This is a genomic window from Stenotrophomonas sp. GL_111, from assembly GCF_057835245.1.
The window spans coordinates 1990979-2015965 of sequence record NZ_CM174421.1; the positions used below are offsets into that span (position 1 = coordinate 1990979).

The following is a 24987-nucleotide window of genomic DNA, read 5'->3' on the forward strand; positions in this document are numbered from 1 at the left end:
ATGTCGTCCCTGTACCTGCGACTGAAGCGTCGGCTGGTGCAACGTCCGGATTCCGAGCACGGCCAGGTGGTCGTGCGGGTGGCGTTGATCTCGCTGATCCTGGTCTATGTGCTGCTGACCGGCGCGCGCAACCACCTGCTGGAGCAGTACGAAGGCGTGCTGACCACGACGCTGGTCGGGTTGGGCTACGCGCTGCTGCTGTTCGGCTGGCTGCTGTGGCAGCCGCAGCGCTCGCACCCGCGGCGCATACTGGGGATGCTGGCCGATTATGGGCTGATCACGGTCGGCATGATCCAGATGGGCGAACCGCTGGCCTGGGTGTACGCGGTGGTGATGTGGGTGACGGTGGGCAACGGGCTGCGCTACGGTAACCACTACCTGGTTGGCGCCATCGTGCTGGCCATGCTCAGTTTCGGCACCACCGTGCTGATGACACCGTACTGGATGGACAACGCCAGGCTGGCATTCTTCCTGTGGCTGGGCCTGGCAGTGGTGCCGATGTTCGCCTCGACCCTGCTGCGCCGACGTACGCGAGTCCCGACCATGAACAACACCGGACATGACCACCGTGCCCCCGCCGTCGGTGCCGCTGGCAGCGGCGGCAAGGGCAGCCTGCTGGCCCGGTTCAAGCAGCGCCTGTCCGGCCGGCCGGACAGCGAGCACGCGCAGAACCTGATCCGCATCGCGATCACTTCGCTGTTCATCATCTACCTGGGCTGGCGCTACCTGGAGACCGACGGCGACACGCTGCTGGCCACCTGGCTGATCCTGGCCTTCGAGCTGACCATCTCGGCCGGCCTGCTGGTCGGCATCCTGATCCGCCCCGGCGTGTCGCACGTGCGGCGGGTGATCGGCATGCTCACCGACTACTCCTGCATGGGCGTGATCATGACCATCCAGGGCGAGCCGGCCGCGCCGCTGTATGCGGTGTGCCTGTGGGTGACCATCGGCAACGGCATGCGCTACGGCAGTACCTACCTGCGCGTGGCCACGGCGATGGGCTGCCTGGCGTTCCTGTCCACGGTCACGCTGTCGCCCTACTGGCAGCAGCACAGTTACCTGGGTTGGGGCCTGCTGCTGGGCCTGGGCGCGATTCCGCTGTACTTCGATTCGCTGCTGCACGCCCTGACCCGTGCGGTGGCCGAGGCGCGCCAGGCCAACGAGGCCAAGAGCCGCTTCCTGGCCAACATGAGCCATGAGTTCCGTACCCCGCTCAACGGCCTGGCCGGGATGACCGAGGTGCTGGCCACCACCCGCCTGGACGAGGAACAGCGTGAGTGCCTGAACACCATCCAGGCCTCCGCGCGCAGTCTGCTGGCGCTGGTGGAAGAGGTGCTGGACATCTCGGCGATCGAGGCCGGCAAGGTGCGCGTGGAGCACCATGAGTTCGCGCTCGCCGACGTGCTGCAGGCGATCAACCTGATCCTGACCCCGCAGGCGCGCAGCAAGGCGCTGGAGTACCGGGTCCAGGTGGACGAGCATGTGCCGCCGCGCCTGTATGGCGATGCGGGCCACCTGCAGCAGATCCTGCTGAACCTGATGGGCAACGCGGTGAAGTTCACCGACGACGGCTTCGTACACCTGCATGTGTCGTTGCTGGGCGGGCAGGGCGGTGAACGGGTGACGCTGCGTTTCGAGATCCTCGACAGCGGTATCGGCGTGCCAGCCGCGCTGCGTGAGCGCCTGTTCGATGCCTTCGAGCAGGCCGATGTCGGCCTGGCCCGTCGCCATGAAGGCACCGGCCTGGGCACCTCGATCGCCAAGGGTCTGGTCGAATCGATGGGCGGACGCATCGGCTACGCCGCCAACATTCCGCGCGGCAGTGTGTTCTGGGTGGAAATCGCGCTGGACGTGGCGTTGACCCCGGCGCTGGGTGCCGAGCCGGCCGAGGGCGGTAATGTCATCGCCTTCTCCAATCCGTTCCTGCGCCATCGCGCGCGGGTTCGCAGCCTGCGCGTGCTGGTGGCCGACGACCACGAGGCCAATCGCATGGTGCTGCAGCGCCTGCTGGAGAAAGCCGGGCACAAGGTGTTCTGCGTCAACGGCGGCGAGCAGGTACTGGACATGCTCGAACAATCGGATTTCGACACGGCGATCGTCGACCTGCACATGCCGGGCATGAGTGGGCTGGATCTGCTGAAACAACTGCGGGTGATGCAGGCCAGCGGGATGCCTTACCTCCCGGTGATGGTGCTCAGTGCCGATGTCACCCCCGAATCCATCCTGCGCTGCGAGCAGGCCGGGGCGCGTGCGTTCCTGGCCAAGCCGGTGGTGGCCACGCGATTGCTGGACATCCTGGCCGATGTTGCCGCCAATATCCGGCCGGAGGCGGGTATCCAGTCGGTCGCCGCCGTGCCGGTCGGGACGGGGGCGCTGGATCCAGCGGTGCTCGATGAACTGGCCGCGTTGGGCATGGGCGATACGTTCGAGCAGCAGTTCATCGCCCAGTGCCTGAGCGATGTGGATGCGTGCATGGTGCAGATCCAGCAGGCCGGTGAAAGCCAGGGCTGGGAGGCGTTGCGCGAACACGCCCACGCGCTGCGCGGCGTGGCCAGCAACCTGGGACTGGTGCAGGTGGCCATCGGCGGCGGTGAACTGATGCGGATGCCCGACTGGCAGCTCAAGGCCGAGTGGAGCCTCCGTGTCTCCAACCTCGTCAATGCGCTGCGCCAGGGCAGGAAAGCGCTCGACGCCCGTGCTGTTGCCCTGCGGCAGCACGACGGCGGCGAGCGCACGCCTTCCTGATCACGGCGGGAAATCAGGAAGCGTCGGCGTTGCGCCGTCCCTGCGCGCGGACCAGCCGATCCATGGTCCGCAACGACTTTTCCCCCAGTTGCATCGCCGTATCGACCCAGATTTCGGTGATCCGCATCATCTCGTGCAGCGGCACCATGCTGGACACCTCCGACACTTCGCGCATGGCCGCCCAGGCGTGCGGAATGCGCCGGCTGTCCTTGATCACCTGCTCGACCGCGGCCACGCCTTCGCCAACCGGCACCACCACGTCGACCAGGCCCATCTCGTGCAGCTGGCGGGCGGTGTACAGATTGCCTTCGAGCATGATTTTCTCGGCCAGGCGCGGGCTGATCCGTTGGCACATGAACGAGTACGCGCCCATGCCGGGGAACAGGTCGAACAGCACCTCCGGCAGACCCATCAGCACGCCTTCCTCGGCCACGATGGTGTGGCAGCTCAAGGCCGCCTCGAAGCCGCCACCCAGTGCATTGCCCTGGACCAGGGCGATGCTGTGGGCACGCACACCGAGCCCGGCATGGAAGGCGTGCACCCCGCGCACGCAGCGCTGGGCGTAGTCGAGTAGGCGGGCCCGGTCGCCTTCACGGATCAGGCGGCAGAACAATTCCAGATCGCCGCCGAGGTTGAATACATCACTGTCCGAGGCCAGCACCACATGCGGGGACAGCGCATGGGAAATGCTCAGACGTTCGCCGAGTTCGCGCTGGTAGCCCACGATATCGTCCACCAGGCGCGAGGCGAAGCAGGGGCGACCGGGCTGGTCGACCAGATTGGCGTGCATGTGGATCCAGTACACGTCGCGCTGGAGCTCCTCCGTGATGCGCAGGGTCGGGTGCAGCTGCGGGCGAGGGGCAAAGGGATGGACTGCAGACATGGGAGTTCTCCGTAAGACCGTCCGGCCGACCGCAATGCGGACGGAGAATGAAGGGGGCGAGCGGAACGTGCGGCGGCGAGTGATTCTATGCGCGCGGTGTGAACCGCCCGCAAGCGGTCGTCTCGGCCCCGGCCCCGGCAGGGCCCCAATGCAAAGGCCCCCGCCGTTGCCGGCAGGGGCCCAGTCTTCACCCGATCCCCGCAAACCCTTACGGGGCGGGGCTGTCGCGGAGTTCGCGGCGCAGAATCTTGCCGACGTTGGTCTTCGGCAGCTCTTTTCGGAATTCGACGATTCTGGGGTGCTTGTAGCCGGTCAGGTTGGCCCGGGCGTGTTCCTTGACCTGTTCGACGGTCAGGTTGGGGTCCTTTTTGACGATGACCACCTTGACCACCTCGCCGGACTTTTCGTCCGGGACCCCGACCGCGGCCACTTCCAGTACCCCGGGCATCATCGCGATGACGTCTTCGACTTCGTTGGGATACACGTTGAAGCCGGACACCAGGATCATGTCCTTCTTGCGGTCCACGATGTAGAAGAAGCCCTGTTCATCCATGCGCGCCATGTCGCCGGTGTGCAGCCAGCCGTCGGCATCGATCGCCTGGGCGGTTTCGTCCGGGCGCTGCCAGTAGCCCTTCATCACCTGCGGACCCTTGATGCAGAGCTCACCGACTTCGCCGGTGGCCAGGATCTTGCCGTCGTCATCCTTCACGCAGGCGTCGGTGGACGGAATCGGCAGGCCGATCGCGCCGTTGTACTCGGCCAGGTTGAGCGGATTGATGCAGGCCGCCGGCGAGGTTTCGGTCAGGCCGTAGGCCTCCACCAGGGTGACCCCGGTGGCCTTCTTCCAGCGCTCGGCCACCGCCCGCTGCACGGCCATGCCGCCGCCGAGGGTGAACTTCACCGTGGAGAAATCGATCTCCTCGAAACCGGGCGTGTTGAGCAGGCCGTTGAACAGCGTGTTGACGCCGGTGATCGCGGTGAAGTGGTTGTTCTTGAGCTCCTTGACGAAGCCCTTCATGTCGCGCGGATTGGTGATCAGGTAGTTGCAGCCGCCGAACTTCATGAAGACCAGGCCGTTGGCCGTCAACGCGAAGATGTGATACAGCGGCAGGGCGGTGATGATCACCTCCTTGCCCGGCTCGATCCCCGAGGTGGACAACCAGGCCGAGGCCTGCTGCATGTTGGCGATCAGGTTGCGGTTGGTCAGCATCGCCCCCTTGGCCACGCCGGTGGTGCCGCCGGTGTACTGCAGGAAGGCGACGTCGTCGTGGTCGATCTCCACCTTCGGCAGGGTGTGGCGGCTGCCCAGCTTCAGCGCCTGGTTGAAGCGCACCGCGCCGCGGATGCTGTAGTTGGGCACCATCTTCTTGATGTACTTCAGCACGAAGTTCACCAGTACGCCCTTGGCGCCGAGCATGTCGCCCAGGCCGGTGGTGATCACCTGCTTGAGCGGCGTATCGGCGATGACCTGCTGCACGGTGTCACCGAAGTTGTCGACCACCACCAGTACCGCGGCGCCGGAATCGACCAGCTGGTGCTTGAGCTCACGCGCGGTGTACAGCGGGTTGACGTTGACCACGGTGAGGCCGGCGCGCAACACGCCGAAGGTGGCCACCGGGTACTGCAGGCAGTTGGGCATCATCAGGGCGACGCGGTCGCCCTTCTTGAGTTGCAGCTCACCCAGCAGGTAGGCGGCGAACTGCTCGACCAAGGCATCGGTTTCGCCGTAGGTCAGCACCTTGCCGAAGCTGGAATAGGCGGGACGGTCGCGGTACTTGGCCACCGAGGTATCGAACACGGCGGAGACCGAATGGAACTCGTTGACGTCGATCTCGGCAGGTACGCCGGCGGGATAGCTCTGCAGCCAGGGACGTTCCAGACTCATATTCCCCCTCCAGGAATCGTGGATGAAATGGTGCGATGACGGAGAGTATCCGCCAGTTCATGCCTTGGCAGCATACCGTTCCGAATGGAAAACGCGAAGGCCCGGTGAATGTGCCGTGCAGGCGGTGCATAGGCGCTGCTGGGTGATGGCGACACAGGCTGTCGCAAGCGGTTCACCGCGTGCTGCATCAGGGCTGCCTGCGCCGCGTGGATTCGTTGCACTGCAGGGCGGCTTCCATCAGGGGTATCGCCCAGCGCGGGGTGATGCGCAGCTGCTCGGCATCGTCAGGGGCAGGCCAGGCGAGCTGGCCGACCTCCATCTGCAGCAGCAGCTGCGGGTCGGCGACGGCCTCGCCGGGAGCGACGTCCACGCTGTTGTCGTAGACCTGCAACTGGGCCAGTCGTGGCATCAGGGTGATCAGGTTCTGCAAGGCCAGTGGATAACGGCGGCGGATGTCGGCTTCATCGATCGGGTGGCCGCCGGCCTGCACGCGTGCCTGGACCCGGGCGATGTGCTGTTCCGGCGAGGCCAGCCCGCAGTACCACACCAGCACATCGTGGCTGGCGGTGGCGTTGGCCAGTGTGGCGGTGATGGAGTTGCCGCCCAGGGTGGTTTCGAAGGCATGGTTGCGGCGTTCGCCGATGGCGCTCTTCAACCGCTGGAAGCCTTCGGCCCAGGCGTGGCCATTGGCCTCGGCCTGGCCCATGTGCAGCTCGCTGCGCAGTTGCCGTGCCCAGCTGTCCGGGTTGAACCAGTCCAGCCCGGCTTCGCGCAGCAGGTGGCCACCGATGGAGCTCTTGCCGGCGCCGTTTACCCCGGCCAGCACGAACAGGAACGGGCGCGCCGCCATCAGTAGCCGGTGCCGGCCTGGACCTTGCCCTTCAGCTGCGCCGGCTTGCGCAGCAGCGCACGTGCCTGCTCGCCCGCCGCCGCACCGTCCAGGCTGGACAGGCGTGCATCGAAGCTGTCGCGCAACTGCTGCAGGGCCGGGTTCTGTTCGCGCAGCGAGGCCAGGTTGCGCTGCAGGTCGACGACCTGTTCCTGCAGGGCCTGGTACTGCTCGGCGGAGATGATCACCGCCTGCGGTTCGTTGTGGTTGGTGACCAGCACCATCTGGCGCTCGCGCACGTCCTGCATGACCTTGCGCCAGTGCTCCTTGACCGACGAGGCGGTGGTGCGGGTCAGTTCGGTGATCGGGTCGAACTTGAGGGCATGCAGCATGGCGGTCGCTCCACGGGGGTGGAACCAGCCTAGTCCAAAAGGTAGGCAATAGCCATATTGGGAAAAATAGGAAATTAAGCCATGTGAAGGCGGTTCGGCAGGATTTCGTCCGGTTCCGAGGTTCCCTGCGGCCGCAGCCGGACAGACTGTGAAGACGTTCATAGGAGTCTTCAGGTCATGCGTAAGGTGTTGTATTTGTTGCTTCTGACGGCCACGGCACCGGTTCTGGCCGCGCCGCCACCCATGGTCCAGCTGGATTTCCCGGTGTTGGCGCCGGGCGAGAGCGGGCAGTTCCGGGTAGCGGTGCCGGCCTATGCCGGCGGGGCGGGGCGCGTGTCCTATGCGGCCCATGCGCTGATGCCGGGCAGTGATCTCGACCGCGGCTACCGGTTTGTCGCGGCGACCTGCGGAGAGGGTTTTGAAGGCCGGGTGCATTACGAGGACCGCGGCGTGGTGTGCTCGCGCATCGGGCAGGCGCCACATGCGGCGTTCGAGATGGTGGTGAGCGTGCTCAACACCGGTGCGGTGGATGGCGAAACGGTGATGGAGCAGGGATTGAGCGCCCTGATCATGGACGAAGGCGCGTCGTCTTCGCCATGGCATCTGTACAGCGTGCGCCCCTGACCGGAGCGGATGTGAAAACGCCCCCTCACGACGGTGCCGTGAGGGGGCGCAGGTGGCAGCCGATGCCGGGGTGTTACTTGCCGGCGAGCTGGCGCAGCACGTACTGCAGCAGGCCGCCGTGCTTGAAGTACTCCACTTCCTTCGGGGTCAGCAGCATCACGTGCGCCTCGAACGACTTACTGGTGCCATCGGCCTTGGTCGCGGTGACGGTGGCGGTCTTGCTGGCACCGTCCTGCAGGCCGCCGATGTCGATCACTTCCGAGCCGTCCAGGCCCAGGCTCTGCGCGTTCTCGCCGGCCTTGAACTGCAGCGGCAGCACGCCCATGCCGACCAGGTTGGAGCGGTGGATGCGCTCGAAGCTCTCGGCCATCACCGCCTTGACGCCGAGCAGGTTGGTGCCCTTGGCGGCCCAGTCGCGCGACGAGCCGGTGCCGTATTCCTTGCCGGCGAACACCACCAGCGGCACGCCTTCGGCCTTGTACTTCATGGCCGCATCGTAGATGGCCAGCTTCTGCGGCTCGCCACCGTCGTGCGGGAAGTACAGCGTGTTGCCGCCTTCTTCGCCACCGAACATCAGGTTCTTGATGCGGATGTTGGCGAAGGTGCCGCGTACCATCACGTCATCGTTGCCGCGACGGCTGCCGTAGCTGTTGAAGTCGGCCGGCTGCACGCCGTGCTCCTGCAGGAAACGGCCTGCGGGGGAGTCCTTCTTGATATTGCCGGCCGGGGAGATGTGGTCGGTGGTGATCGAGTCACCGAACAGGCCCATCACCCGCGCGCCGTGCACGTCTTCGATGTGGCCGACCTGCATGGTCATGCCGTCGAAGTAGGGCGGGTTCTTGATGTAGGTCGAGCTGGCGTCCCACGCATACAGGTCGCCATCGGGCGACTGGATGGTGTTCCAGCGGGTATCGCCCTTGAACACGTCGGCGTAGTTCTGCTTGAACATCTCCGGCCCGATGGTGGCGGCGATGACGTCGCCGATTTCCTTGTTGCTCGGCCAGATGTCGCGCAGGTAGACCGGCTTGCCGTCCGGGTCGTTGCCCAGCGGTTCGGTGGTCAGGTCGATGTCGGTGGTGCCGGCGATGGCATAGGCCACCACCAGTGGCGGGCTGGCCAGGTAGTTCATCTTCACTTCGGGGTGCACGCGGCCCTCGAAGTTGCGGTTGCCCGACAGCACCGAGGTCACCACCAGGTCGCCGCTGGCGATGCCGGCGCTGACTTCGGTGGGCAGCGGACCCGAGTTGCCGATACAGGTAGTGCAGCCGTAGCCGACCACGTAGAAACCGATCTTCTCCAGTTCGGTCAACACACCGGCCTTCTCGAGATAATCGGTGACCACACGCGAGCCCGGGCCGAGCGAGGTCTTCACCCACGGCTTGCGGTCCAGGCCCTTGGCGGCCGCATTGCGGGCGAGCAGGCCGGCACCGATCATCACCGCCGGGTTGGAGGTGTTGGTGCAGGATGTGATGGCGGCAATCACCACCGCGCCATCCTTCAGGCGGAAGCGCGTGCCGTCCATGTCGATGTCGGCATAGCCCTTGGCCAGCTGCTCGTTGCCCACTGCCGCGCCGCCGCCTTCGTTGACGAACTTGGCGACGTCTTCGTTGCGCTTGTCGCGGTTGGTGGTGAGCCCGCCGAGGTTGTCGCGGTAATTCTGCTTGACGTCTTCCAGCAGCACACGGTCCTGCGGACGCTTGGGGCCGGCCAGCGACGGCTTGACCTGGCCCATGTCCAGTTCCAGCGTGGCGCTGTAGCTGGCATGCGCGGTCCGTGCGTCGTGCCACAGGCCCTGGGCCTTGGCATAGGTTTCCACCAGCGCGATCTGCTCTTCACTGCGGCCGGACAGGCGCAGGTAGTTCAGCGATTCGTGATCGATCGGGAAGATGCCGCAGGTGGCACCGTATTCCGGGGCCATGTTGCCGATCGTGGCGCGGTCGGCCAGCGGCAGGTGCTGCAGGCCTTCGCCGAAGAACTCGACGAACTTGCCCACCACCCCGTGCTTGCGCAGCATCTGGGTGACGGTCAGCACCAGATCGGTGGCGGTGGCGCCTTCGGGCAGCTTGCCGATGAGCTTGAAACCGACCACCTGCGGGATCAGCATCGAGGACGGCTGGCCGAGCATCGCCGCTTCGGCTTCGATGCCACCCACGCCCCAGCCGAGCACGCCGATGCCATTGATCATGGTGGTGTGGCTGTCGGTGCCGAACACGGTGTCCGGATAGGCCACGGCCGTACCATTCTTGTCAGCGGTCATCACCACCCGCGCCAGGTTCTCCAGGTTCACCTGGTGCACGATGCCGGTGTTGGGCGGCACCACCTTGAAGTTGTCGAAGGCCTTCTGGCCCCAGCGCAGGAAACCGTAGCGTTCCTGGTTGCGCTGGAATTCGATCTTGCCGTTGAGGTCCAGCGCATCCGGGGTGCCGAACACGTCGACCTGCACCGAGTGGTCGATCACCAGTTCGGAGGGGATCTGCGGGTTGATCTGTTCCGGGCGGCCGCCGAGTTTGACCACCGCATCGCGCATCGCGGCCAGGTCGACCACGCAGGGCACGCCGGTGAAGTCCTGCAGCACCACGCGGGCCGGCATGAAGGCGATCTCGATGTCCGGTTCGGCCTTCGGGTCCCACTTGGCCACCGCTTCGATGTGGTCCTTGCCGACCGTGATGCCGCCATCCTCATGCCGGAGCAGGTTCTCCAGCAGGATCTTCATCGAATAGGGCAGGTGGGAGATGTCGAACTGCTGTCCGAGCTTGGGCAGGCTGAAGTAGTCGTAGGCCTTGCCGCCGACGTCCAGCTGGCTGCGGGTGGAGAACGAATCGCTCATGCGGGGTGACTCCTCTTGCGGATGGCTTGCGTTGGCCCGCCCGAAGCAGGCCTGCTTGCGTTTGCCGGTGGCCCTGGGGCACCGGATCGGCTCAAGTATGCGCGATCCGGCGCCGCTCCAAGACCGGCCTGGCGCAGGACGCAAGGTTACACAGGCGTATGTAGCGTGGATGTCATCGCTGTGTTTCCGGGGGCCGGTACGCAAACGGGGCGCCCTGAGGCGCCCCGTGGTGGTGCATTGCGGCGGCGGCGGTGCGCGCCGCGCAGGGGTTACTTGCCGTTGGCGGCATCGATGAGCGGGTTGCCGGTCTTGGCACCGCCGCCACCGTTGCTCTTGGACTTGGCGGTGAGCACGCCGTTCTTGCCGAACTCGAACACGGTGGACTCGTTGATGTTCTTGCCGAAGCTCTTGATCTTGGTGAAGTCGTAGTACCAGACCTGGGTATCGCCCAGCTGTTCGCGGCGGTTCGGCGCGCCGAAGGCCTCGCTGACCTGCTGCTGGGTGGTCTTGCCGATCACCGCCGCATCCATCTGCTTCTGGGTGATCTCGGTGCCGGTGACATAGGCGCCGAACGGGTTGAAGGCGTGCGCGGCCGGTGCGGACAGGGCGAGCGGGGCGGCGAGAAGCAGGGCGAGGGCGTAGCGGCGCATCGGGAGAGTTCCTTTTCTGGTCGATGAGTCGGGAGGACGGCCATCGGGGCGTCCTGCTCCGGGCGACAGCGGTTGCCGCTCATTCAGTCTAGCCCGTGGGAGGGCGGGGCAGGGGCGCGGCCGGTCACAGAATCCGCGATTTGCCCGGCCGGGCGGAAGTACGTACAATTCATGCATACTTTTTGAGGCGTACCCCATGGAAGCCACCGTTGCTGAACGCGGGCAGATCACCCTGCCCAAGGCCGTCCGGGATGCGCTCGGCCTGACCAAGGGCACCCAGCTGAAGGTTGAGCTCGACGGCAGCCGCATCATCCTGCGCAAGAGCGTGGACGATGCGATCTCGCGCGCCCGCGGCAAGTTCGCGCTGGACGGTTTCGATTCGGCCGAGGCCGCGGTCCGCGCGGTCCGCGACGAGGAATGAGCGCGACATGATCGCCGTCGATTCCCCGGTCCTGATCGAACTGCTCAGCAACGGCCCCCAGGCCGACGCGGTAGAAGCCTGCCTGCGCCAAAGCCTGGTAGGGGGCCGCGTGGTGATCTGTGGGGTGACCCTGGCCGAAATCTGCGCCTCGTTGCGCGGCGGTGCCGAAGTGCAGGAAGCGCTGGAGGAAATGGGCATCCATTTCAGCCCGCTGGAAGCCAAGTCGGCACTGCGGGCCGGTGAGATGCACCGCCGTCATCGCCAGCGCGGCAACGACCGCCGCGGCCTGGATGATTTCATGGTCGGCTCGCACGCACTGCTGCAATGCGATGGGCTGATCACCTGGAACGACAAGTTTTACCGCGACTACTTCAAGGGCCTGAAGCTGATCGTGCCGCACGCCTGAGCCCACTCTTTAAACCGCATTCTTCAAAGAATTACCCGGGAGTTGTCATGTTGGAAGCCTACCGCCACCACGTAGCCGAGCGCGCCGCGCTTGGCATCCCGCCGCTGCCGCTGAGCGCCCAGCAGACGGCCGACGTCATCGAACTGCTGAAGAACCCGCCCGCCGGCGAAGCCGAGTTCCTGCTCGAGCTGCTGACCCATCGCGTGCCGGCCGGCGTGGATGACGCCGCCAAGGTCAAGGCCTCCTACCTGGCCGCGATCGCCTTCGGCAGCGAAACCAATGTGCTGATCAGCCGTGAGCGCGCCACCGAATTGCTGGGCACCATGCTCGGTGGTTACAACGTGGCCCCGCTGGTGCAGCTGCTGGACGACGCGGCCGTGGGCGCGATCGCCGCCGATGCGCTGAAGAAGACCCTGCTGGTGTTCGACGCCTTCCACGATGTGCAGGAAAAGGCCAAGGCCGGCAATGCCAACGCCCAGGGCGTGCTGCAGAGCTGGGCCGATGCCGAATGGTTCACCAGCCGTCCGGAAGTGCCGGAAAGCCTGACCATCACCGTGCTCAAGGTGACCGGCGAAACCAACACCGACGACCTGTCGCCGGCCCCGGACGCCACCACCCGCCCGGACATCCCGCTGCACGCCCTGGCGATGCTGAAGAACAAGCGTGATGGCATCGAGCCGGAAGAAGACGGCAAGCGCGGCCCGATCAAGTTCCTCGAATCGCTGAAGGACAAGGGCCATCTGGTCGCCTACGTTGGCGATGTGGTCGGTACCGGTTCCAGCCGCAAGTCGGCCACCAACTCGGTGCTGTGGTTCACCGGCGAAGACATTCCGTTCATTCCGAACAAGCGCTTCGGCGGCGTGTGCCTGGGTTCGAAGATCGCCCCGATCTTCTACAACACCATGGAAGACGCCGGCGCGCTGCCGATCGAACTCGACGTGACCCAGATGAACATGGGCGACGTGGTCGAGCTGCGTCCGTACGACGGCAAGGCCCTGAAGGACGGCGCGGTGATTGCCGAGTTCAAGGTGAAGTCCGACGTGCTGTTCGACGAAGTGCGTGCCGGTGGCCGCATTCCGCTGATCATCGGCCGTGGCCTGACCGCCAAGGCGCGCGAAGCGCTGGGCCTGGCCCCGACCGATCTGTTCCGCCTGCCGATGGACCCGCCGGACACCGGCAAGGGCTTCTCGCTGGCGCAGAAGATGGTCGGCCGCGCCTGTGGCCTGGCCGAAGGCCAGGGCATGCGCCCGGGCACCTACTGCGAACCGAAGATGACCTCGGTGGGCTCGCAGGACACCACCGGCCCGATGACCCGTGACGAGCTGAAGGACCTGGCCTGCCTGGGCTTCTCGGCCGACCTGGTGATGCAGTCGTTCTGCCACACCGCCGCGTACCCGAAGCCGGTGGACGTCAAGACCCACCACACCCTGCCGGAATTCATCTCCACCCGCGGCGGCATCTCGCTGCGCCCGGGCGACGGCGTGATCCACAGCTGGCTCAACCGCATGCTGCTGCCCGACACCGTCGGCACCGGCGGCGACTCGCACACCCGTTTCCCGGTGGGCATTTCGTTCCCGGCCGGTTCGGGCCTGGTCGCCTTCGCGGCCGCCACCGGCGTGATGCCGCTGGACATGCCCGAATCGGTGCTGGTCCGCTTCAAGGGCAAGATGCAGCCGGGCGTGACCCTGCGTGACCTGGTCAACGCGATCCCGCTGTATGCGATCAAGTCCGGTCTGCTGACCGTGGCCAAGGCGGGCAAGAAGAACATCTTCTCCGGTCGCATCCTGGAAATCGAAGGCTTGCCGGACCTCAAGGTCGAACAGGCTTTCGAGCTGTCCGATGCCTCGGCCGAGCGTTCGGCGGCCGGTTGCTCGGTGCACCTCAACAAGGAACCGATCATTGAGTACCTCACCAGCAACATCACGCTGCTGAAGTGGATGATCGCCGAGGGCTACCAGGACGCACGTTCGCTGGCACGCCGCATCGAGAAGATGGAAGCGTGGCTGGCCAACCCGGAACTGCTGGAAGGCGATGCCGATGCCGAGTACGCCGCGGTGATCGAGATCGACCTGGCCGACATCCACGAGCCGATCGTGGCGTGCCCGAACGACCCGGACGACGTCAAGACGCTGTCCGACGTGGCCGGTGCGGCCATCGATGAAGTGTTCATCGGTTCGTGCATGACCAACATCGGTCACTTCCGTGCGGCGGCCAAGCTGCTGGAAGGCAAGCGCGACATTCCGACCAAGCTGTGGGTCGCCCCGCCGACCAAGATGGATGCCTCCGAGCTGACCAAGGAAGGCCACTACGGCACCTTCGGCACCGCTGGCGCACGCATGGAAATGCCGGGCTGCTCGCTGTGCATGGGCAACCAGGCACAGGTGCGCGAGGGCGCGACGGTGTTCTCCACCTCGACCCGCAACTTCCCGAACCGTCTGGGCCGCAACTCCAACGTGTACCTGGGTTCGGCCGAACTGGCCGCGATCTGCTCGCGTCTGGGTCGCATCCCGACCAAGGAAGAGTACATGGCCGACATCGGCGTGCTCGATGCCAGCAGCAAGGAGATCTACCGTTACATGAACTTCGACCAGATCGAGGACTACCAGGACGTGGCCAAGACGGTCGCCGCCTGATGCGGTAGTGCCGGCCGCTGGCCGGCACCTCGTTGCAACAGGAAACCCCCGGTGAAAGCCGGGGGTTTTTGTTTGAGGGTAGTGCCACGCCATGCGTGGCAACGTTTGACGCAGATCGAACGTGGAGGGTTGCTGCCACGCATGGCGTGGCACTACCTGGTGGCAAATGTCGTTGTTGCATGTTCTGCTATTGCCGTACTGATCTGGATCGTCCCATGCATTTCACCGCTGTATCTTTCACACCCGACGGCGTTAGCCGTCGTTCGATTCGCCCGTTCGCGACGTTGCTGATGGCCATGGCGGGACTGTGCGCTGCTTTCGCTGCATCTGCCTACGAAGAGCCGCCGGCCGTGGGTATCAGTTCGATGGCGAACAATCCGCCGCGCTTCGCCGCGGCGGTGTACAAGACGGTGCCACCGGGCACCAAATCGCTGACGCTGGAAATCCACGTGGATGCGCAGGGCAAGTGGACGTCGGCGGCGATCATCCGCAGCAGCGGCTGGGCCGCCATCGATGCCGCCTACCTCAAGGTAAGCGAGCGCTGGGAGTATCGGGTGGCCGTGCGTGACGGCGAGCGCGTGGCCGGCATCGTGCGTCTGCCGGTGTCGTTCTGTCTGGTGACCTGCGATCCGGAGCCGGCGGCGACGCAGGAAGAACCGGCCGAACCCACGCCGGTTGCTGCGGCGAACGCCGCATCCGATTACCCCCGCGCCATCGCCATCAGCCGTTCGGCAATACGTTCCAGTGGCACCATTTCTTCGGTGGCGCCCAGCTTGTAGGCGGCGCCGGGCATGCCCCAGACCACGCTGGTGGCTTCATCCTGCACCAGGGTGGGGGCACCGGCGTTGCGCAGCTCAAGCAGGCCACGCGCGCCGTCATCGCCCATGCCGGTGAGGATGGCGCCGATGGCATTGCTGCCGGCGCATTCGGCGACCGAGCGGAACAGTACGTCCACGGCCGGTTTGTGCCGGTTCACGGCCGGACCATCGTCGACCCGGCAGCGCCAGCGCGCACCGTCGCGGATGATCCGCAGGTGCTTGCCGCCGGGTGGCAGGTAGGCGTGGCCGGGCAGCACGGCTTCGCCGTCGCTGGCCTCGCGCACGGACATGGCCGAGTGGCGGTCCAGGCGTTCGGCGAACGGGGTGCTGAAGCTGGCGGGCAAGTGCTGGGTCATCACCACGGCGGGGGCGTCGGCGGGCATGCCCTCGAGCACCACGCGCAGGGCTTCGGTGCCACCGGCCGAGGCGCCGATGGCGATCAGGCGGTCGGTGGTGCGGAACTGGATGGTGCGTGGCGTGGCACGCGGGGCCAGGGTGTCCAGGGTGACCCGCGGGGTGATCGGGCGAGCCAGGGTGCGCACGCGCGAGCGCGCGGCCATCTTGACCTTGCCGATGATTTCCTCGGCATAGCCCTGCAGGCCACGGGACACGTCGAATTTCGGCTTGGACACGAAATCCACCGCGCCCAGTGCCAGTGCCTGCAGGGTGGTGTCGGCACCGCGCTCGGTCAGCGAGGAGATCATCACCACCGGCAGCGGATGCAGGCGCATCAGGTTTTCCAGGAACGCCAGCCCGTCCATGCGCGGCATTTCCACGTCCAGGGTGATCACGTCCGGGGCCAGGCGCTTGATCTTCTCGCGTGCCAGCAGCGGGTCGGCGGCGGTGCCAACGACCTCGATGCCGGGGTCGCTGGCGAGGATCTCGCTGAGCATCTGCCGCACCACGGCGGAGTCGTCGACGATCAGCACGCGGCAAGGGCCGTTCTGGGTCATTCGAACAGCTCCACGCCACCGGTGACCGGGGCCTTGGACAGGCGCGCACGCACCGCCGATTCGGTGGCGGCCACTTCGGCTTCGTGGGCATGCGGCAGGCGCTGCACCACGACGCGGCCGGTGGTGGCGAAGAACCACACCTTGCGCGGATGGATGCCGCACAGGTCCTCGGCCAATACCGGAATGTGCTCGGCCTGCAGGTACTGGCGCACGAACTCGGCGTTGCGGGTGCCCACCGGGTTGCTGGTGAAGCCCTTGAGCACGTTGGCGCCACCGAAGACCTTGGCTTCCAGGCGCTTGCGGTGCGCGCCGCGCTTGAGCAGATCGTTGATCAGCAGTTCCATCGCATAGCTGCCGTAGCGCGCGGGCGCGCCATCGCCGACGTTGCCCTCGGGCAGCAGGAAGTGGTTCATGCCGCCGATCTTCAGCACCGGGTCGCGCAGGCAGGCGGCCACGCATGAGCCCAGCGTGGTTGTGAGCGCGGTGTCGTCGTCGACCACCAGGTACTGGGTCGGCAGCAGCTTGGCCGCGGTGACCTTGAAGCGGCTGTCGAAGTAACGCATGACATCGTCGTTGCGGACCGCCAGATTCATGCCGGGGCCCCCGGCGCACGTTTGTACAGGGTGCGCCCGCAGGGCTGGATCAGGTCGGCGGCGTGCAGGTAGTTTTCCGAATGGCCGGTGTAGAGCAGGCCATCGTCGCCCATGTGCTGGATCAGCCGCGAGAGGATGCCGCGCTGGGTGGGTTTGTCGAAATAGATCATCACGTTGCGGCAGAACAGGGCGTCGAAGGGGCCGCCGACGTCGTAGCGGTTGGCGAGCAGGTTGAGCGGGCGGAAGTCGATGAGGTCGCGCAGCGCGGGATTGACCCGGCACTGGCCGTCGTTGGGGCCGCTGCCACGCTGGAAATAGCGTTTCTTGATCGCCGGGTCCAGCCCGGCGACACGGTCGATGGCGTACACGCCACGGCTGGCGGTGGCCAGTACCTGGGTGTCGACGTCGGTGGCGAGGATGCGTACCGGGGGCTTGAGCGTGCCGAAGGTCTCGCAGGCGGTGATCGCCATCGAGTAGGGCTCTTCGCCGGTGGAGGCCGCGCACGACCACAGCTGCAGCGTGCCGTGGCCACCTCGCGTGCGCAGCTCCTCGGTGAGCTTCTCGAAGTGGTGCGGTTCGCGGAAGAACGCGGTGAGGTTGGTGGTCAGCGCATTGGTGAATGCCTGCCACTCCTCGCCGCCGTGCGCTTCAAGCTGGTCCAGGTAGTCCTGGAAGTTGCGCAGGCCCAGCGCGCGCAGCCGGCGCGACAGCCGGCCATAGACCATGTCGCGCTTGGCCGGGGCCAGCGAGATGCCGACACGCTGGTAGATCAGGTCGCAGACGCGGCGGAAATCACGGTCGGCGAACTCGAATTCGCGACCGTTCTGGGAGGTGGCAGCAGCAGGTGCAGAAGGCGTGGACACGGGCGCACTCGAAAGGGGAGGGAAGGCGGCGGCCGGTGGCCGCCGCGGCACGATCAGAACTCTTGCCAGTCGCCTTCATCGGCGACCGGTGCGCGCGCCACGCGCGGGGCCGGCTGGGCGCGCGCAGCGGGGCTGGCAGCCGCGCGCCGCGCCGGTGGCGCTGCACGGACGGCGGCAGGTGCGCCGATACGTGCGGTCACGGCGCTGACCGCTGCGGCCACGTGGTTGTCGAGGCGGAAGATGGCCACGGCATCGGCCAGCTGGGTGGCCTGTTCTTCCATCGCGCGGGCGGCGGCGGTGGCTTCTTCCACCAGCGCGGCATTCTGCTGGGTGGTTTCGTCCATCTGCACCACGGTCTGGTTGACCTGGTCGATGCCGGCCGACTGTTCCTGCGAGGCGGCCGAAATCTCGGCCATGATGTCGGTGACGCGCTGCACCGAGGCGACGATCTCGCCCATGGTCGCACCGGCCTTGCGCACCAGCGCGGAGCCGTCGCTGACGCTGGCCACGGATTCGTCGATGAGGCCCTTGATCTCCTTGGCCGCACCGGCCGAACGCTGGGCCAGGGTGCGCACTTCGGAGGCGACCACGGCAAAGCCGCGACCCTGCTCACCGGCACGCGCCGCTTCCACCGCGGCGTTGAGCGCCAGGATATTGGTCTGGAAGGCGATGCCGTCGATCACCGAAATGATCTCGGCGATGCGCTTGGAGCTGGCTTCGATCGCGCTCATGGTGGTGACCACCTGGCCGACCACGTCGCCGCCCTGGGTGGCAACGCCATGCGCACCGATGGCGAGCTGGTTGGCCTGGCGCGCATGCTCGGCGTTCTGGCGCACGGTGGAGGTGAGTTCCTCCATCGAGGCGGCGGTTTCTTCCAGGTTGGCGGCCTGCTGCTCGGTACGGCGCGAGAGGTCGCTGTTGCCGCTGGCGATCTCGCCGGCCGCCTGGTTGATGCTGCCGGCGGCGGTCTGGATCTGGCCGACGATCTGGGTCAGCTGGGCGACGGTGGCATTGGCATCGTCGCGCATGCGCGCAAACACGCCCTGGAAATCGCCCTGCATGCGCACGCTGAGGTCGCCTTCGGCAATGGCCGAGAGCAGCTGCGAGAGCTTGCCCAGGTTGTCGTCGCTGACCTGCATCATCGCGTTGAGGTTGGCGATCATCAGGCGGAAGTCGTGGTCGAAACGGGCGGTATCGCCGCGCTGGCTGAAGTCACCGGCGGCGGCGGCCGCGCCGAGACGCTTGATCTCGCTGTTGATGCTGGCCAGGTTGTGCTTGACCGTATCCACGGTGGCGGTGATGGCGGCCTTCTCGCCCGGGTAGCGGGCGATGTCGGCGGCCAGGTCGCCCACGGCGTAGCGCTGCACGACCTGCAGCACCGCGTCCATGGTCTGCACGTGTGCGCCGACCAGGGTGTTGGTTTCATGCACCATCAGGCCGTACTCGCCGGGGAAGGCCGACTCATCCATGCGGAAGCTGGTCTGGCCGGCGTCGTGCTGCTGGGCCATTTCGCGCTGGCCGCTGATCACGGCGTGCAGCTGCTGCTGCATGCGCGCCATGCTCTCGAGCAGGCGGCCGGGTTCGTCGTGCGCCTGCTCGCCAATGCGGCTGTCCAGTTTGCCGCGGGCGATGCTCTCGGCCACGCTGGTGGCCTGGCGCAGCGGCAGGGTGATGCGGTTGCCGATCAGCCAGCTCAGCGCCAGCACGATCAGCACCAGCGCACCGCCGCTGGCAGCCATGATCGCGGTGAACACCAGGGCCTGCTGCTGCACGTCGTCCATGTAGACGCCGCTGCTGATCACCCACTGCCACGGCTTGTACAGGCCCGCGTAGGACGATTTGTCATACAGGCCTTCGGCACCGGCCTTGGCCCACTTGTAGGAGACCACGCCGCCGCCCTGGCCGGCGACCTCGACCATGTCGTGGAACAACCGCACGCCGTCTTCGGAGCGGAAGTCCTTCATGTCCTTGCCGATCAGGTCCTTGCGGAACGGGTGCATCAGCACGCGGTAGCCGGTGTCGTAGACGCTGTAGTAATAGGCATCGTTGTCGGCGCGCATACGCTGCAGCGCCATCAGTGCCGCGTCTTTGGCCGCCGCTTCGCTCAGCTCGCCGCTCTTGGCCAGGCCGTGGTAGTGGTCGAGGATGCCGTAGGTCAGCTCGACCTGGATCTTGAGACTGTCCTTGCGGGTGTCGGTAAGGTCCAGGTACTGCATGCGCGCGGCGATCACGGCCAGCGCGATCACGCCGACGGCGATCAAGGCGGTGAGCAGGTTGAGCTTGCGCCTGACGGACAGGTTGGAGAAGTACTGGTTCCAGCGGCTGATCAGATTCATGGGCAGGGCGTCTTGGGTCGACAAACGTGTCGAGGCAATGCAGTTATCGGCCGCAGGCCGCCACGGTTGAGGTGCGGTGGCTGAGCGTATTCAGCTTTGGCCGGGGCAAGCGCGGCGCGCTACAACCAAAAGGCCCCGATGCGGGTGCATCGGGGCCTGGGGAAACATCCGTGACGCGCCAGTGCGCGGCGGCTTAGAACTCCTGCCAGTCGCCGTCAGCCAGCTCGGTGGCCATCGGGCGTGCCGGCGCGCGGCGGACCGGCGCGGCGGCAGCGGCCGGGCGTGCGGCACGCGGGGCCGGGGTGCTGGCGGCGGCGTAGGCAGTCTGCGCGACGACCGCATCATGCTCGTCGAGCTTGAAGATCGACACCGCATCGCTGAGGTGGCCGGCCTGTTCTTCCATGGAGCGCGCGGCGGCGGTGGCTTCTTCCACCAGCGCGGCATTCTGCTGGGTGGTTTCGTCCATCTGCACCACGGTCTGGTTGACCTGCTCGATGCCGGCCGACTGCTCCTGCGAGGCCGCGGAAATCTCGGCCATGATGTCGGTCACGCGCTGCACCGAGGCAACGATTTCGCCCATGGTGGCGCCAGCCTTGTGGACCAGGGCCGAGCCTTCGTTGACCTTGCCGACCGAGTCGTCGATCAGGCCCTTGATCTCCTTGGCGGCACCGGCCGAACGCTGGGCCAGGGTGCGCACTTCGGAGGCGACCACGGCGAAGCCGCGGCCCTGCTCACCGGCACGGGCTGCTTCCACGGCGGCGTTCAAGGCCAGGATGTTGGTCTGGAAGGCGATGCCGTCGATGACCGAGATGATTTCGGCGATCTTCTTGGACGAGGTCTGGATCGCGCTCATGGTGCTGACCACCTGGCCGACCACTTCACCGCCCTGCGAAGCGACGGTGTGCGCACCGATGGCCAGCTGGTTGGCCTGGCGTGCATGTTCGGCGTTCTGACGCACGGTGGAGGTGAGTTCCTCCATCGAGGCGGCGGTTTCTTCCAGGTTGGCGGCCTGCTGCTCGGTGCGGTGCGAGAGATCGCTGTTGCCGGTGGCGATTTCACTGGCGGCCGAGCTGATGGCCTGGCTGGAGTGCTTGATGCGGGTGACGATGCCGCTGAGCTGTTCGGCGGTGGCGTTGGCATCATCGCGCATCCGGGCGAACACGCCCTGGAAGTCGCCATGCATGCGTGCGCTCAGGTCGCCCTGAGACAGCGCGGCGAGCAGGTTGGAGATCTGTTCGATGCTGACCGCGTTGGCGTCGAGCAGGCCGTTGATCTGCTGGGCCAGCTGCAGGAAGAAGCCATCCTTGCCTTCGGCATCGATGCGGCCGGACAGGTCGCCGGCGGCGGCCTGGGCGATGACGCGGGCGACTTCGGCTTCGACCAGGGCTTCGGGAGTGCGGTCACGCCATTCCACGACATGGCCGACGGTCTGGCCGTCTTCGTTGGCGATGGAGGACACGACCTGGGCGAACTGGGCATCGCCGAACTGCATCGGGCGACGGCTGACGCCGTGCTGCTTGAGCTGGGCGAGGGTCTTCTGATCCATTTCGCCGCCGTGCTCGAGCACGCTGACCTTGCTGCCGATCAGCGAAGCGCTGGCGTCGAAGTCGGGCAGGTCCTTGCGGATCTCCGCTTCGTACTGGGTCAGGGTGTGCTGCAGGGCGCGGTTGCTGTAGACGATGTTGAGGCTGTCGTCGGTGAGGTAGACGCCGGTGGAGCTGTAGTCCAGCGCGGTGCGGATGCGCAGGTTCTCGCGGGCGATGGCCTGGTCGGTCTCGGTGCGCTCGCGCAGGTCGCGCTGCATGCGCTGCATCGCCTGCAGCAGGTCGCCCACTTCGTCCTTGCGGCTGAGGTCGATGTGGCCATCGAGCTTGCCGCCGGCCACGTCATTGGCCACTGAAACGGCGCCACGCACGCTGCCCACCAGCGAACGGGCAAACAGCCACACCAGCACCAGGCCGAGCGCGGCACCGCCGAGCAGGGCGATGACGGTCAGGGTGGCGGAGGCGGCATAGGTGGATTCGGCTTCGTCGCGCGAGGCGCGGGCGAGCCGGTTGTCTTCGGCGATCAGCGCTTCAAGAGCCGCGGAGGCCTGGAGATGCTTGGCGCGGGTTTCACCCACGAAGGTGTCCACGGCATCGTCGGGCAGGTCCAGTTCCAGCATTTCGCTGACCGAATCGTAGGACGCCAGCGAGGCGGCCCAATCCTTGGCGAAGGTGTCGAACAGCTTCTTCTGCTGGGGATTGTCGATCAGTTCGGGGTATTTCTTGACGGCCACGTCGATCTGGCCGCGCAGTTCGGCAGCACGCTTCTTGGCGTCGGCCTTGACGTCGTCGCTGGCGCGGATCAGGCCCTGATAGGCCGAGTTGCGATATTCGCCGACCATGCCGCGCAGTTCGCCGGCCAGGCGGATGCTTTCCATCCGGTGCCCGGCCAATTCGGTGGTGACGTTGTTCAATGAGTACAGGCCGCGATAGGCCACGATGCCCTGCAGCAGCATCACCAGCAGGATGACGCCGAAAGTCAGCATCAACTTGGGCATCAGTTTGAGGTTGTTGATCCAGGGCATGGGCAATGCAGTCTCCAGTGGCAAACGCGTCCGGGCGTCGTGCCCGGTTGCAGCGACCACGCCGGCCAATGCCGGCGTGGCAGGGCGTACGACGGATTACTTGATGTTGGCGAGCTTGAGGCCGGCCGGCGAGCTGACTTCGATTTCAGCGCGCGATGCGTCGCGGGCGATCTTGCCGATCACGCAGACGGTCTTGCCTTCCAGCGATTCGAGCGGGAAGCTGAACTTGCCGCGGTTGGCGCCGGCGATGCGGGCCGAGAAGGTGTGGCGCGGGAAGGCGCCGCCCATGTACAGGAAGGTGGGCTGGCCTTCGGAGCCTTCGGCGTAGCGGGCCTTTTCGACCTTGCCGCAGACCATGCCATCCTTGCCGACGGAGCGTGCTGCCATCTCCGGCGGAATCATGTCGGCCGACTGGGCGAAAGCGGACGAGGCAGAGGTGGCGAGCACGGCAACCGAGAACAACGCAAGCAGGGACTTCATCGGGGAATTTCTCCGGGGAGTTGGACAAGTTGGCCCGGCCTTGGGCAGCCCTGGACGGCCGGGTTCTGAACCAGCTATCGGCCGTGCTGAGCGGAACTGAAGAACTTTTTTCACATGGCCCACACGCGAGCGTGGGGTGGCATGGGGTCAGGCGGCGTCTTCGACGAGGTTGGGCTGGCCCATGTCGGCGCTGTCGAGGAGGGTTTCGATGTCGAGGAGGATCAGCATGCGATCGTCCTGGGTGCCGATGCCGGAGATGAAGCGGGTGTCGACGGCGGCGCCGAATTCGGGAGTGGGGCGGATCTGTTCGGCGCTGAGCGGGATGACGTCGGAAACGCTGTCGACGACGATGCCGACGACGCGGTCTTCGACGTTGAGGACGATCATGACGGTGAAGGCGTCGTAGGTGGCATTTTCCAGGCGCAGTTTGAGGCGCAGGTCGATGACGGGGACGATGGTGCCGCGCAGGTTGATGACGCCCTTGATGTAATCCGGTGCGTCGGGTACGCGGGTGACGGAGTCGTAGCCGCGGATTTCCTGGACTTTGAGGATGTCCACGCCGTAGTGCTCGGCGCCGAGGGTGAAGCTGAGGTACTCGCCACCGCTGCTGGCGGCGTTGGGATTGTGGTCGTTCATCGAGGGGATCCTGGGTCGGGCGTGGCGGTCGAAAAACCGGGCGTCACGCTGGATATCGGCCTGGATCGGGGCGACTTTAGTTGTTGAGCTGATGCTGGAGCTGGAGCTGGAGCTGGAGCCGGAGCAACTGCAACAGCCACAGCCACAGCCGGTGGGCGTTGCTTGGTCGCGGGCTGGGCTGGCGTGTGCGGGTTGCCGGGACACGCCGCAAGTACGTCCGTGTAGGCTCAGGCGGCGCATCCATGCGCCTCATGGTCCCAACAACCCGCACACGCCAGCCCCTCGACCGGTGGCTGGTGCCCATGGAAAGGCGAAGGCTAAAGCTAAGCCAGAGCCAGAGCCGGAGCCGGAGCACAATGCGTCGCCTGCCTGGGTTTTGTGGGTAGTGCCGAGCCATGCTCGGCACCTCAACCCCACCGCTGCGGGCTGTTGCTCTCAACAAGGCGCCGGGAATCTGTCAGCGGGTCGGTGTGGTTGGGTAGAGGGGGCCCTGAGGCGCATGGATGCGCCGACGGAGCTTACATGGACGTACTTGCAGCGTGCCCCGTCTACCCAGCCACACCGACCCAGCCCCGCAGCACCCAACCGCCGCTTTTGACGTAAAAAGTCAGCCCAAAATCGAAATCAACTTTCCCCATTCTTGCGAGCGCTGCGCTGGCGGTCGATGCGGAAGATGTAGCGCTGGATCGCGCTGTCCGCGCCGCGCGGCAGGGTGTCGAAGCGCAGGCCGACGCGCTTCATTTCCACTCCGTTGGGCAGCTTCTGCGCGCGCATGTTGCAGGCCACCAGCGACAGCGTGATCGGGCTGTTGTCGGGCAGCTCCAGCCGGCACAGGTCGTAGCGCTTCTGCAGGCCAAAGACGTTGCAGTCCACTGGCACCGTCACGGCCAGGCCGCCGCCGCTGATGTCCACCACGCGCAGCGAAAGCGGTTCGCGGCGGTCTTCGTTGATCGGCAGGATCAGCTGCGGGGAGTCGGTGATCGGGGTTTCCAGGCGGTACAGCTCGCGCCGCTGCAGGTGCACCATCTCGGCCGGGAAGGGGGCGCGGAAGCCGATGTGGCCCTCGTTGCGCACCCGTTCCAGCCCATCCAGGCGGAAGCGCACCATCACCCGTTCCAGCTGCCCGAAACAGAGCAGGTGGTCGGCCTGTTCGGCGGCACGGTTGGAGGTTTCCGCGGGGCTGCCGTCGAGCAGCAGCACGTCCTCGTCTTCGTCCAGCTCCAGGATGGCGGTGGGGAAAGACTGGTCGCGCCCATCGATATGCGCGTTGATCAACGAACGCTGGTCGATCAGCGCCTGCAGCAACTGCCGGATCTGGCGGGGGTTGCGGACCAGGAACCGGTCGTCCGTGCCGTCGTCATGCGCGGCGTGGGTTCCGTCGTGTTCGGGAAGGCTGCCTTCGGACATGGAATCTGCTGGGTTGGGCGGGTGCCGGCATCACAGG

General features: G+C 66.2%; 20 protein-coding genes. 6 read left to right on the forward strand and 14 right to left on the reverse strand.

Annotated elements, in window-relative coordinates; translation table 11 throughout:
• Nucleotides 1–2745, forward strand: coding sequence for a response regulator (locus tag AC3IPM_RS09165; RefSeq protein WP_489303668.1), 2745 nt, complete (start codon nt 1–3; stop codon nt 2743–2745).
• A gap of 13 nt (nt 2746–2758) precedes the next feature.
• Here AC3IPM_RS09165 and rpfF read toward each other — a convergent pair whose 3' ends face one another.
• The 4 genes from rpfF to AC3IPM_RS09185 form a co-directional block, all read right to left on the reverse strand.
• Complete coding sequence (gene rpfF / locus AC3IPM_RS09170; protein ID WP_489303670.1) at nt 2759–3628, reverse strand: diffusible signal factor synthase RpfF; 870 nt, start codon at nt 3626–3628, stop codon at nt 2759–2761.
• A gap of 208 nt (nt 3629–3836) precedes the next feature.
• On the reverse strand, nt 3837–5513 hold the full coding sequence (locus tag AC3IPM_RS09175) for a long-chain fatty acid--CoA ligase (RefSeq protein WP_489303672.1): 1677 nt from the start codon (nt 5511–5513) through the stop codon (nt 3837–3839).
• Between the two features lie 187 nt (nt 5514–5700).
• Complete coding sequence (locus tag AC3IPM_RS09180; RefSeq protein WP_489303674.1) at nt 5701–6363, reverse strand: ATPase; 663 nt, start codon at nt 6361–6363, stop codon at nt 5701–5703.
• Nucleotides 6363–6734: a type II toxin-antitoxin system Phd/YefM family antitoxin gene (locus AC3IPM_RS09185; protein ID WP_489303676.1), complete on the reverse strand. Its 372-nt coding sequence runs from the start codon at nt 6732–6734 to the stop codon at nt 6363–6365. Before AC3IPM_RS09185 ends, AC3IPM_RS09180 begins: the two co-directional genes overlap by 1 nt.
• Nucleotides 6735–6911: 177 nt before the next feature.
• Here AC3IPM_RS09185 and AC3IPM_RS09190 point away from each other — a divergent pair, with 177 nt between their 5' ends.
• On the forward strand, nt 6912–7358 hold the full coding sequence (locus AC3IPM_RS09190; RefSeq protein WP_489303677.1) for a hypothetical protein: 447 nt from the start codon (nt 6912–6914) through the stop codon (nt 7356–7358).
• Nucleotides 7359–7431: 73 nt separating this feature from the next.
• Here the strand turns inward: AC3IPM_RS09190 and acnA are convergent, their stop codons facing one another.
• Together acnA and bamE are read right to left on the reverse strand one after the other, a co-directional pair.
• Nucleotides 7432–10185 (reverse strand): aconitate hydratase AcnA, encoded by a 2754-nt coding sequence (acnA, locus tag AC3IPM_RS09195; protein ID WP_489303679.1) that lies wholly within the window; start codon nt 10183–10185, stop codon nt 7432–7434.
• Between the two features lie 269 nt (nt 10186–10454).
• On the reverse strand, nt 10455–10835 hold the full coding sequence (gene bamE, locus AC3IPM_RS09200) for an outer membrane protein assembly factor BamE domain-containing protein (RefSeq protein ID WP_489303681.1): 381 nt from the start codon (nt 10833–10835) through the stop codon (nt 10455–10457).
• A gap of 196 nt (nt 10836–11031) precedes the next feature.
• On the opposite strand from bamE, the gene AC3IPM_RS09205 reads away from it, so the two are divergent.
• The 4 genes from AC3IPM_RS09205 (at nt 11032) to AC3IPM_RS09220 (ending at nt 15074) form a co-directional block, all read left to right on the forward strand.
• Nucleotides 11032–11256, forward strand: a complete 225-nt coding sequence (locus AC3IPM_RS09205) for an AbrB/MazE/SpoVT family DNA-binding domain-containing protein (RefSeq protein ID WP_079221776.1) — start codon at nt 11032–11034, stop codon at nt 11254–11256.
• 7 nt (nt 11257–11263) lie between these two features.
• Nucleotides 11264–11662 carry a type II toxin-antitoxin system VapC family toxin gene (locus AC3IPM_RS09210; protein ID WP_489303683.1) on the forward strand — a complete coding sequence of 133 codons (399 nt, stop codon included), beginning with the start codon at nt 11264–11266 and terminating at the stop codon, nt 11660–11662.
• A gap of 47 nt (nt 11663–11709) precedes the next feature.
• On the forward strand, nt 11710–14295 hold the full coding sequence (gene acnB / locus AC3IPM_RS09215) for a bifunctional aconitate hydratase 2/2-methylisocitrate dehydratase (RefSeq protein ID WP_489303685.1): 2586 nt from the start codon (nt 11710–11712) through the stop codon (nt 14293–14295).
• Between the two features lie 215 nt (nt 14296–14510).
• A complete protein-coding gene (locus AC3IPM_RS09220; RefSeq protein WP_489303687.1) occupies nt 14511–15074 on the forward strand; it encodes a TonB family protein in 564 nt (187 codons plus the stop codon).
• On the opposite strand, the gene AC3IPM_RS09225 is transcribed toward AC3IPM_RS09220, so the two are convergent.
• From AC3IPM_RS09225 to AC3IPM_RS09260, 8 genes are all read right to left on the reverse strand, one after another.
• Nucleotides 14996–16066 (reverse strand): protein-glutamate methylesterase/protein-glutamine glutaminase, encoded by a 1071-nt coding sequence (locus AC3IPM_RS09225; protein WP_489303689.1) that lies wholly within the window; start codon nt 16064–16066, stop codon nt 14996–14998. The two genes, AC3IPM_RS09220 and AC3IPM_RS09225, sit on opposite strands and share 79 nt — an antisense overlap.
• A complete protein-coding gene (cheD, locus tag AC3IPM_RS09230) occupies nt 16063–16659 on the reverse strand; it encodes a chemoreceptor glutamine deamidase CheD (protein ID WP_489303691.1) in 597 nt (198 codons plus the stop codon). Before cheD ends, AC3IPM_RS09225 begins: the two co-directional genes overlap by 4 nt.
• Complete coding sequence (locus AC3IPM_RS09235; protein ID WP_489303693.1) at nt 16656–17522, reverse strand: CheR family methyltransferase; 867 nt, start codon at nt 17520–17522, stop codon at nt 16656–16658. Before AC3IPM_RS09235 ends, cheD begins: the two co-directional genes overlap by 4 nt.
• 53 nt (nt 17523–17575) lie before the next feature.
• Nucleotides 17576–19858, reverse strand: coding sequence for a methyl-accepting chemotaxis protein (locus tag AC3IPM_RS09240; RefSeq protein WP_489303695.1), 2283 nt, complete (start codon nt 19856–19858; stop codon nt 17576–17578).
• 193 nt (nt 19859–20051) lie between these two features.
• On the reverse strand, nt 20052–22427 hold the full coding sequence (locus AC3IPM_RS09245) for a methyl-accepting chemotaxis protein (protein ID WP_489303697.1): 2376 nt from the start codon (nt 22425–22427) through the stop codon (nt 20052–20054).
• A 96-nt stretch (nt 22428–22523) separates the two neighbouring features.
• Complete coding sequence (locus AC3IPM_RS09250) at nt 22524–22907, reverse strand: hypothetical protein (RefSeq protein ID WP_489303699.1); 384 nt, start codon at nt 22905–22907, stop codon at nt 22524–22526.
• A gap of 147 nt (nt 22908–23054) precedes the next feature.
• A complete protein-coding gene (locus AC3IPM_RS09255) occupies nt 23055–23543 on the reverse strand; it encodes a chemotaxis protein CheW (protein ID WP_489303701.1) in 489 nt (162 codons plus the stop codon).
• A gap of 624 nt (nt 23544–24167) precedes the next feature.
• Complete coding sequence (locus tag AC3IPM_RS09260; protein WP_489303703.1) at nt 24168–24950, reverse strand: flagellar brake protein; 783 nt, start codon at nt 24948–24950, stop codon at nt 24168–24170.
• Between the last annotated feature and the right edge of the window lie 37 nt (nt 24951–24987).

Bases quoted from the DNA above. Each gene is read 5' to 3' on its own strand.
- bamE (WP_489303681.1), bottom strand. From the start codon at position 10,835: ATGCGCCGCTACGCCCTCGCCCTGCTTCTCGCCGCCCCGCTCGCCCTG.
- AC3IPM_RS09165 (WP_489303668.1), top strand. From the start codon at position 1: ATGTCGTCCCTGTACCTGCGACTGAAGCGTCGGCTGGTGCAACGTCCG.
- cheD (WP_489303691.1), bottom strand. From the start codon at position 16,659: ATGAATCTGGCGGTCCGCAACGACGATGTCATGCGTTACTTCGACAGC.
- AC3IPM_RS09245 (WP_489303697.1), bottom strand. From the start codon at position 22,427: ATGCCCTGGATCAACAACCTCAAACTGATGCCCAAGTTGATGCTGACT.
- AC3IPM_RS09210 (WP_489303683.1), top strand. From the start codon at position 11,264: ATGATCGCCGTCGATTCCCCGGTCCTGATCGAACTGCTCAGCAACGGC.
- acnA (WP_489303679.1), bottom strand. From the start codon at position 10,185: ATGAGCGATTCGTTCTCCACCCGCAGCCAGCTGGACGTCGGCGGCAAG.
- AC3IPM_RS09225 (WP_489303689.1), bottom strand. From the start codon at position 16,066: ATGACCCAGAACGGCCCTTGCCGCGTGCTGATCGTCGACGACTCCGCC.
- AC3IPM_RS09255 (WP_489303701.1), bottom strand. From the start codon at position 23,543: ATGAACGACCACAATCCCAACGCCGCCAGCAGCGGTGGCGAGTACCTC.
- acnB (WP_489303685.1), top strand. From the start codon at position 11,710: ATGTTGGAAGCCTACCGCCACCACGTAGCCGAGCGCGCCGCGCTTGGC.
- AC3IPM_RS09260 (WP_489303703.1), bottom strand. From the start codon at position 24,950: ATGTCCGAAGGCAGCCTTCCCGAACACGACGGAACCCACGCCGCGCAT.
- AC3IPM_RS09185 (WP_489303676.1), bottom strand. From the start codon at position 6,734: ATGCTGCATGCCCTCAAGTTCGACCCGATCACCGAACTGACCCGCACC.
- rpfF (WP_489303670.1), bottom strand. From the start codon at position 3,628: ATGTCTGCAGTCCATCCCTTTGCCCCTCGCCCGCAGCTGCACCCGACC.
- AC3IPM_RS09180 (WP_489303674.1), bottom strand. From the start codon at position 6,363: ATGGCGGCGCGCCCGTTCCTGTTCGTGCTGGCCGGGGTAAACGGCGCC.
- AC3IPM_RS09240 (WP_489303695.1), bottom strand. From the start codon at position 19,858: ATGAATCTGATCAGCCGCTGGAACCAGTACTTCTCCAACCTGTCCGTC.
- AC3IPM_RS09205 (WP_079221776.1), top strand. From the start codon at position 11,032: ATGGAAGCCACCGTTGCTGAACGCGGGCAGATCACCCTGCCCAAGGCC.
- AC3IPM_RS09190 (WP_489303677.1), top strand. From the start codon at position 6,912: ATGCGTAAGGTGTTGTATTTGTTGCTTCTGACGGCCACGGCACCGGTT.
- AC3IPM_RS09220 (WP_489303687.1), top strand. From the start codon at position 14,511: ATGCATTTCACCGCTGTATCTTTCACACCCGACGGCGTTAGCCGTCGT.
- AC3IPM_RS09250 (WP_489303699.1), bottom strand. From the start codon at position 22,907: ATGAAGTCCCTGCTTGCGTTGTTCTCGGTTGCCGTGCTCGCCACCTCT.
- AC3IPM_RS09175 (WP_489303672.1), bottom strand. From the start codon at position 5,513: ATGAGTCTGGAACGTCCCTGGCTGCAGAGCTATCCCGCCGGCGTACCT.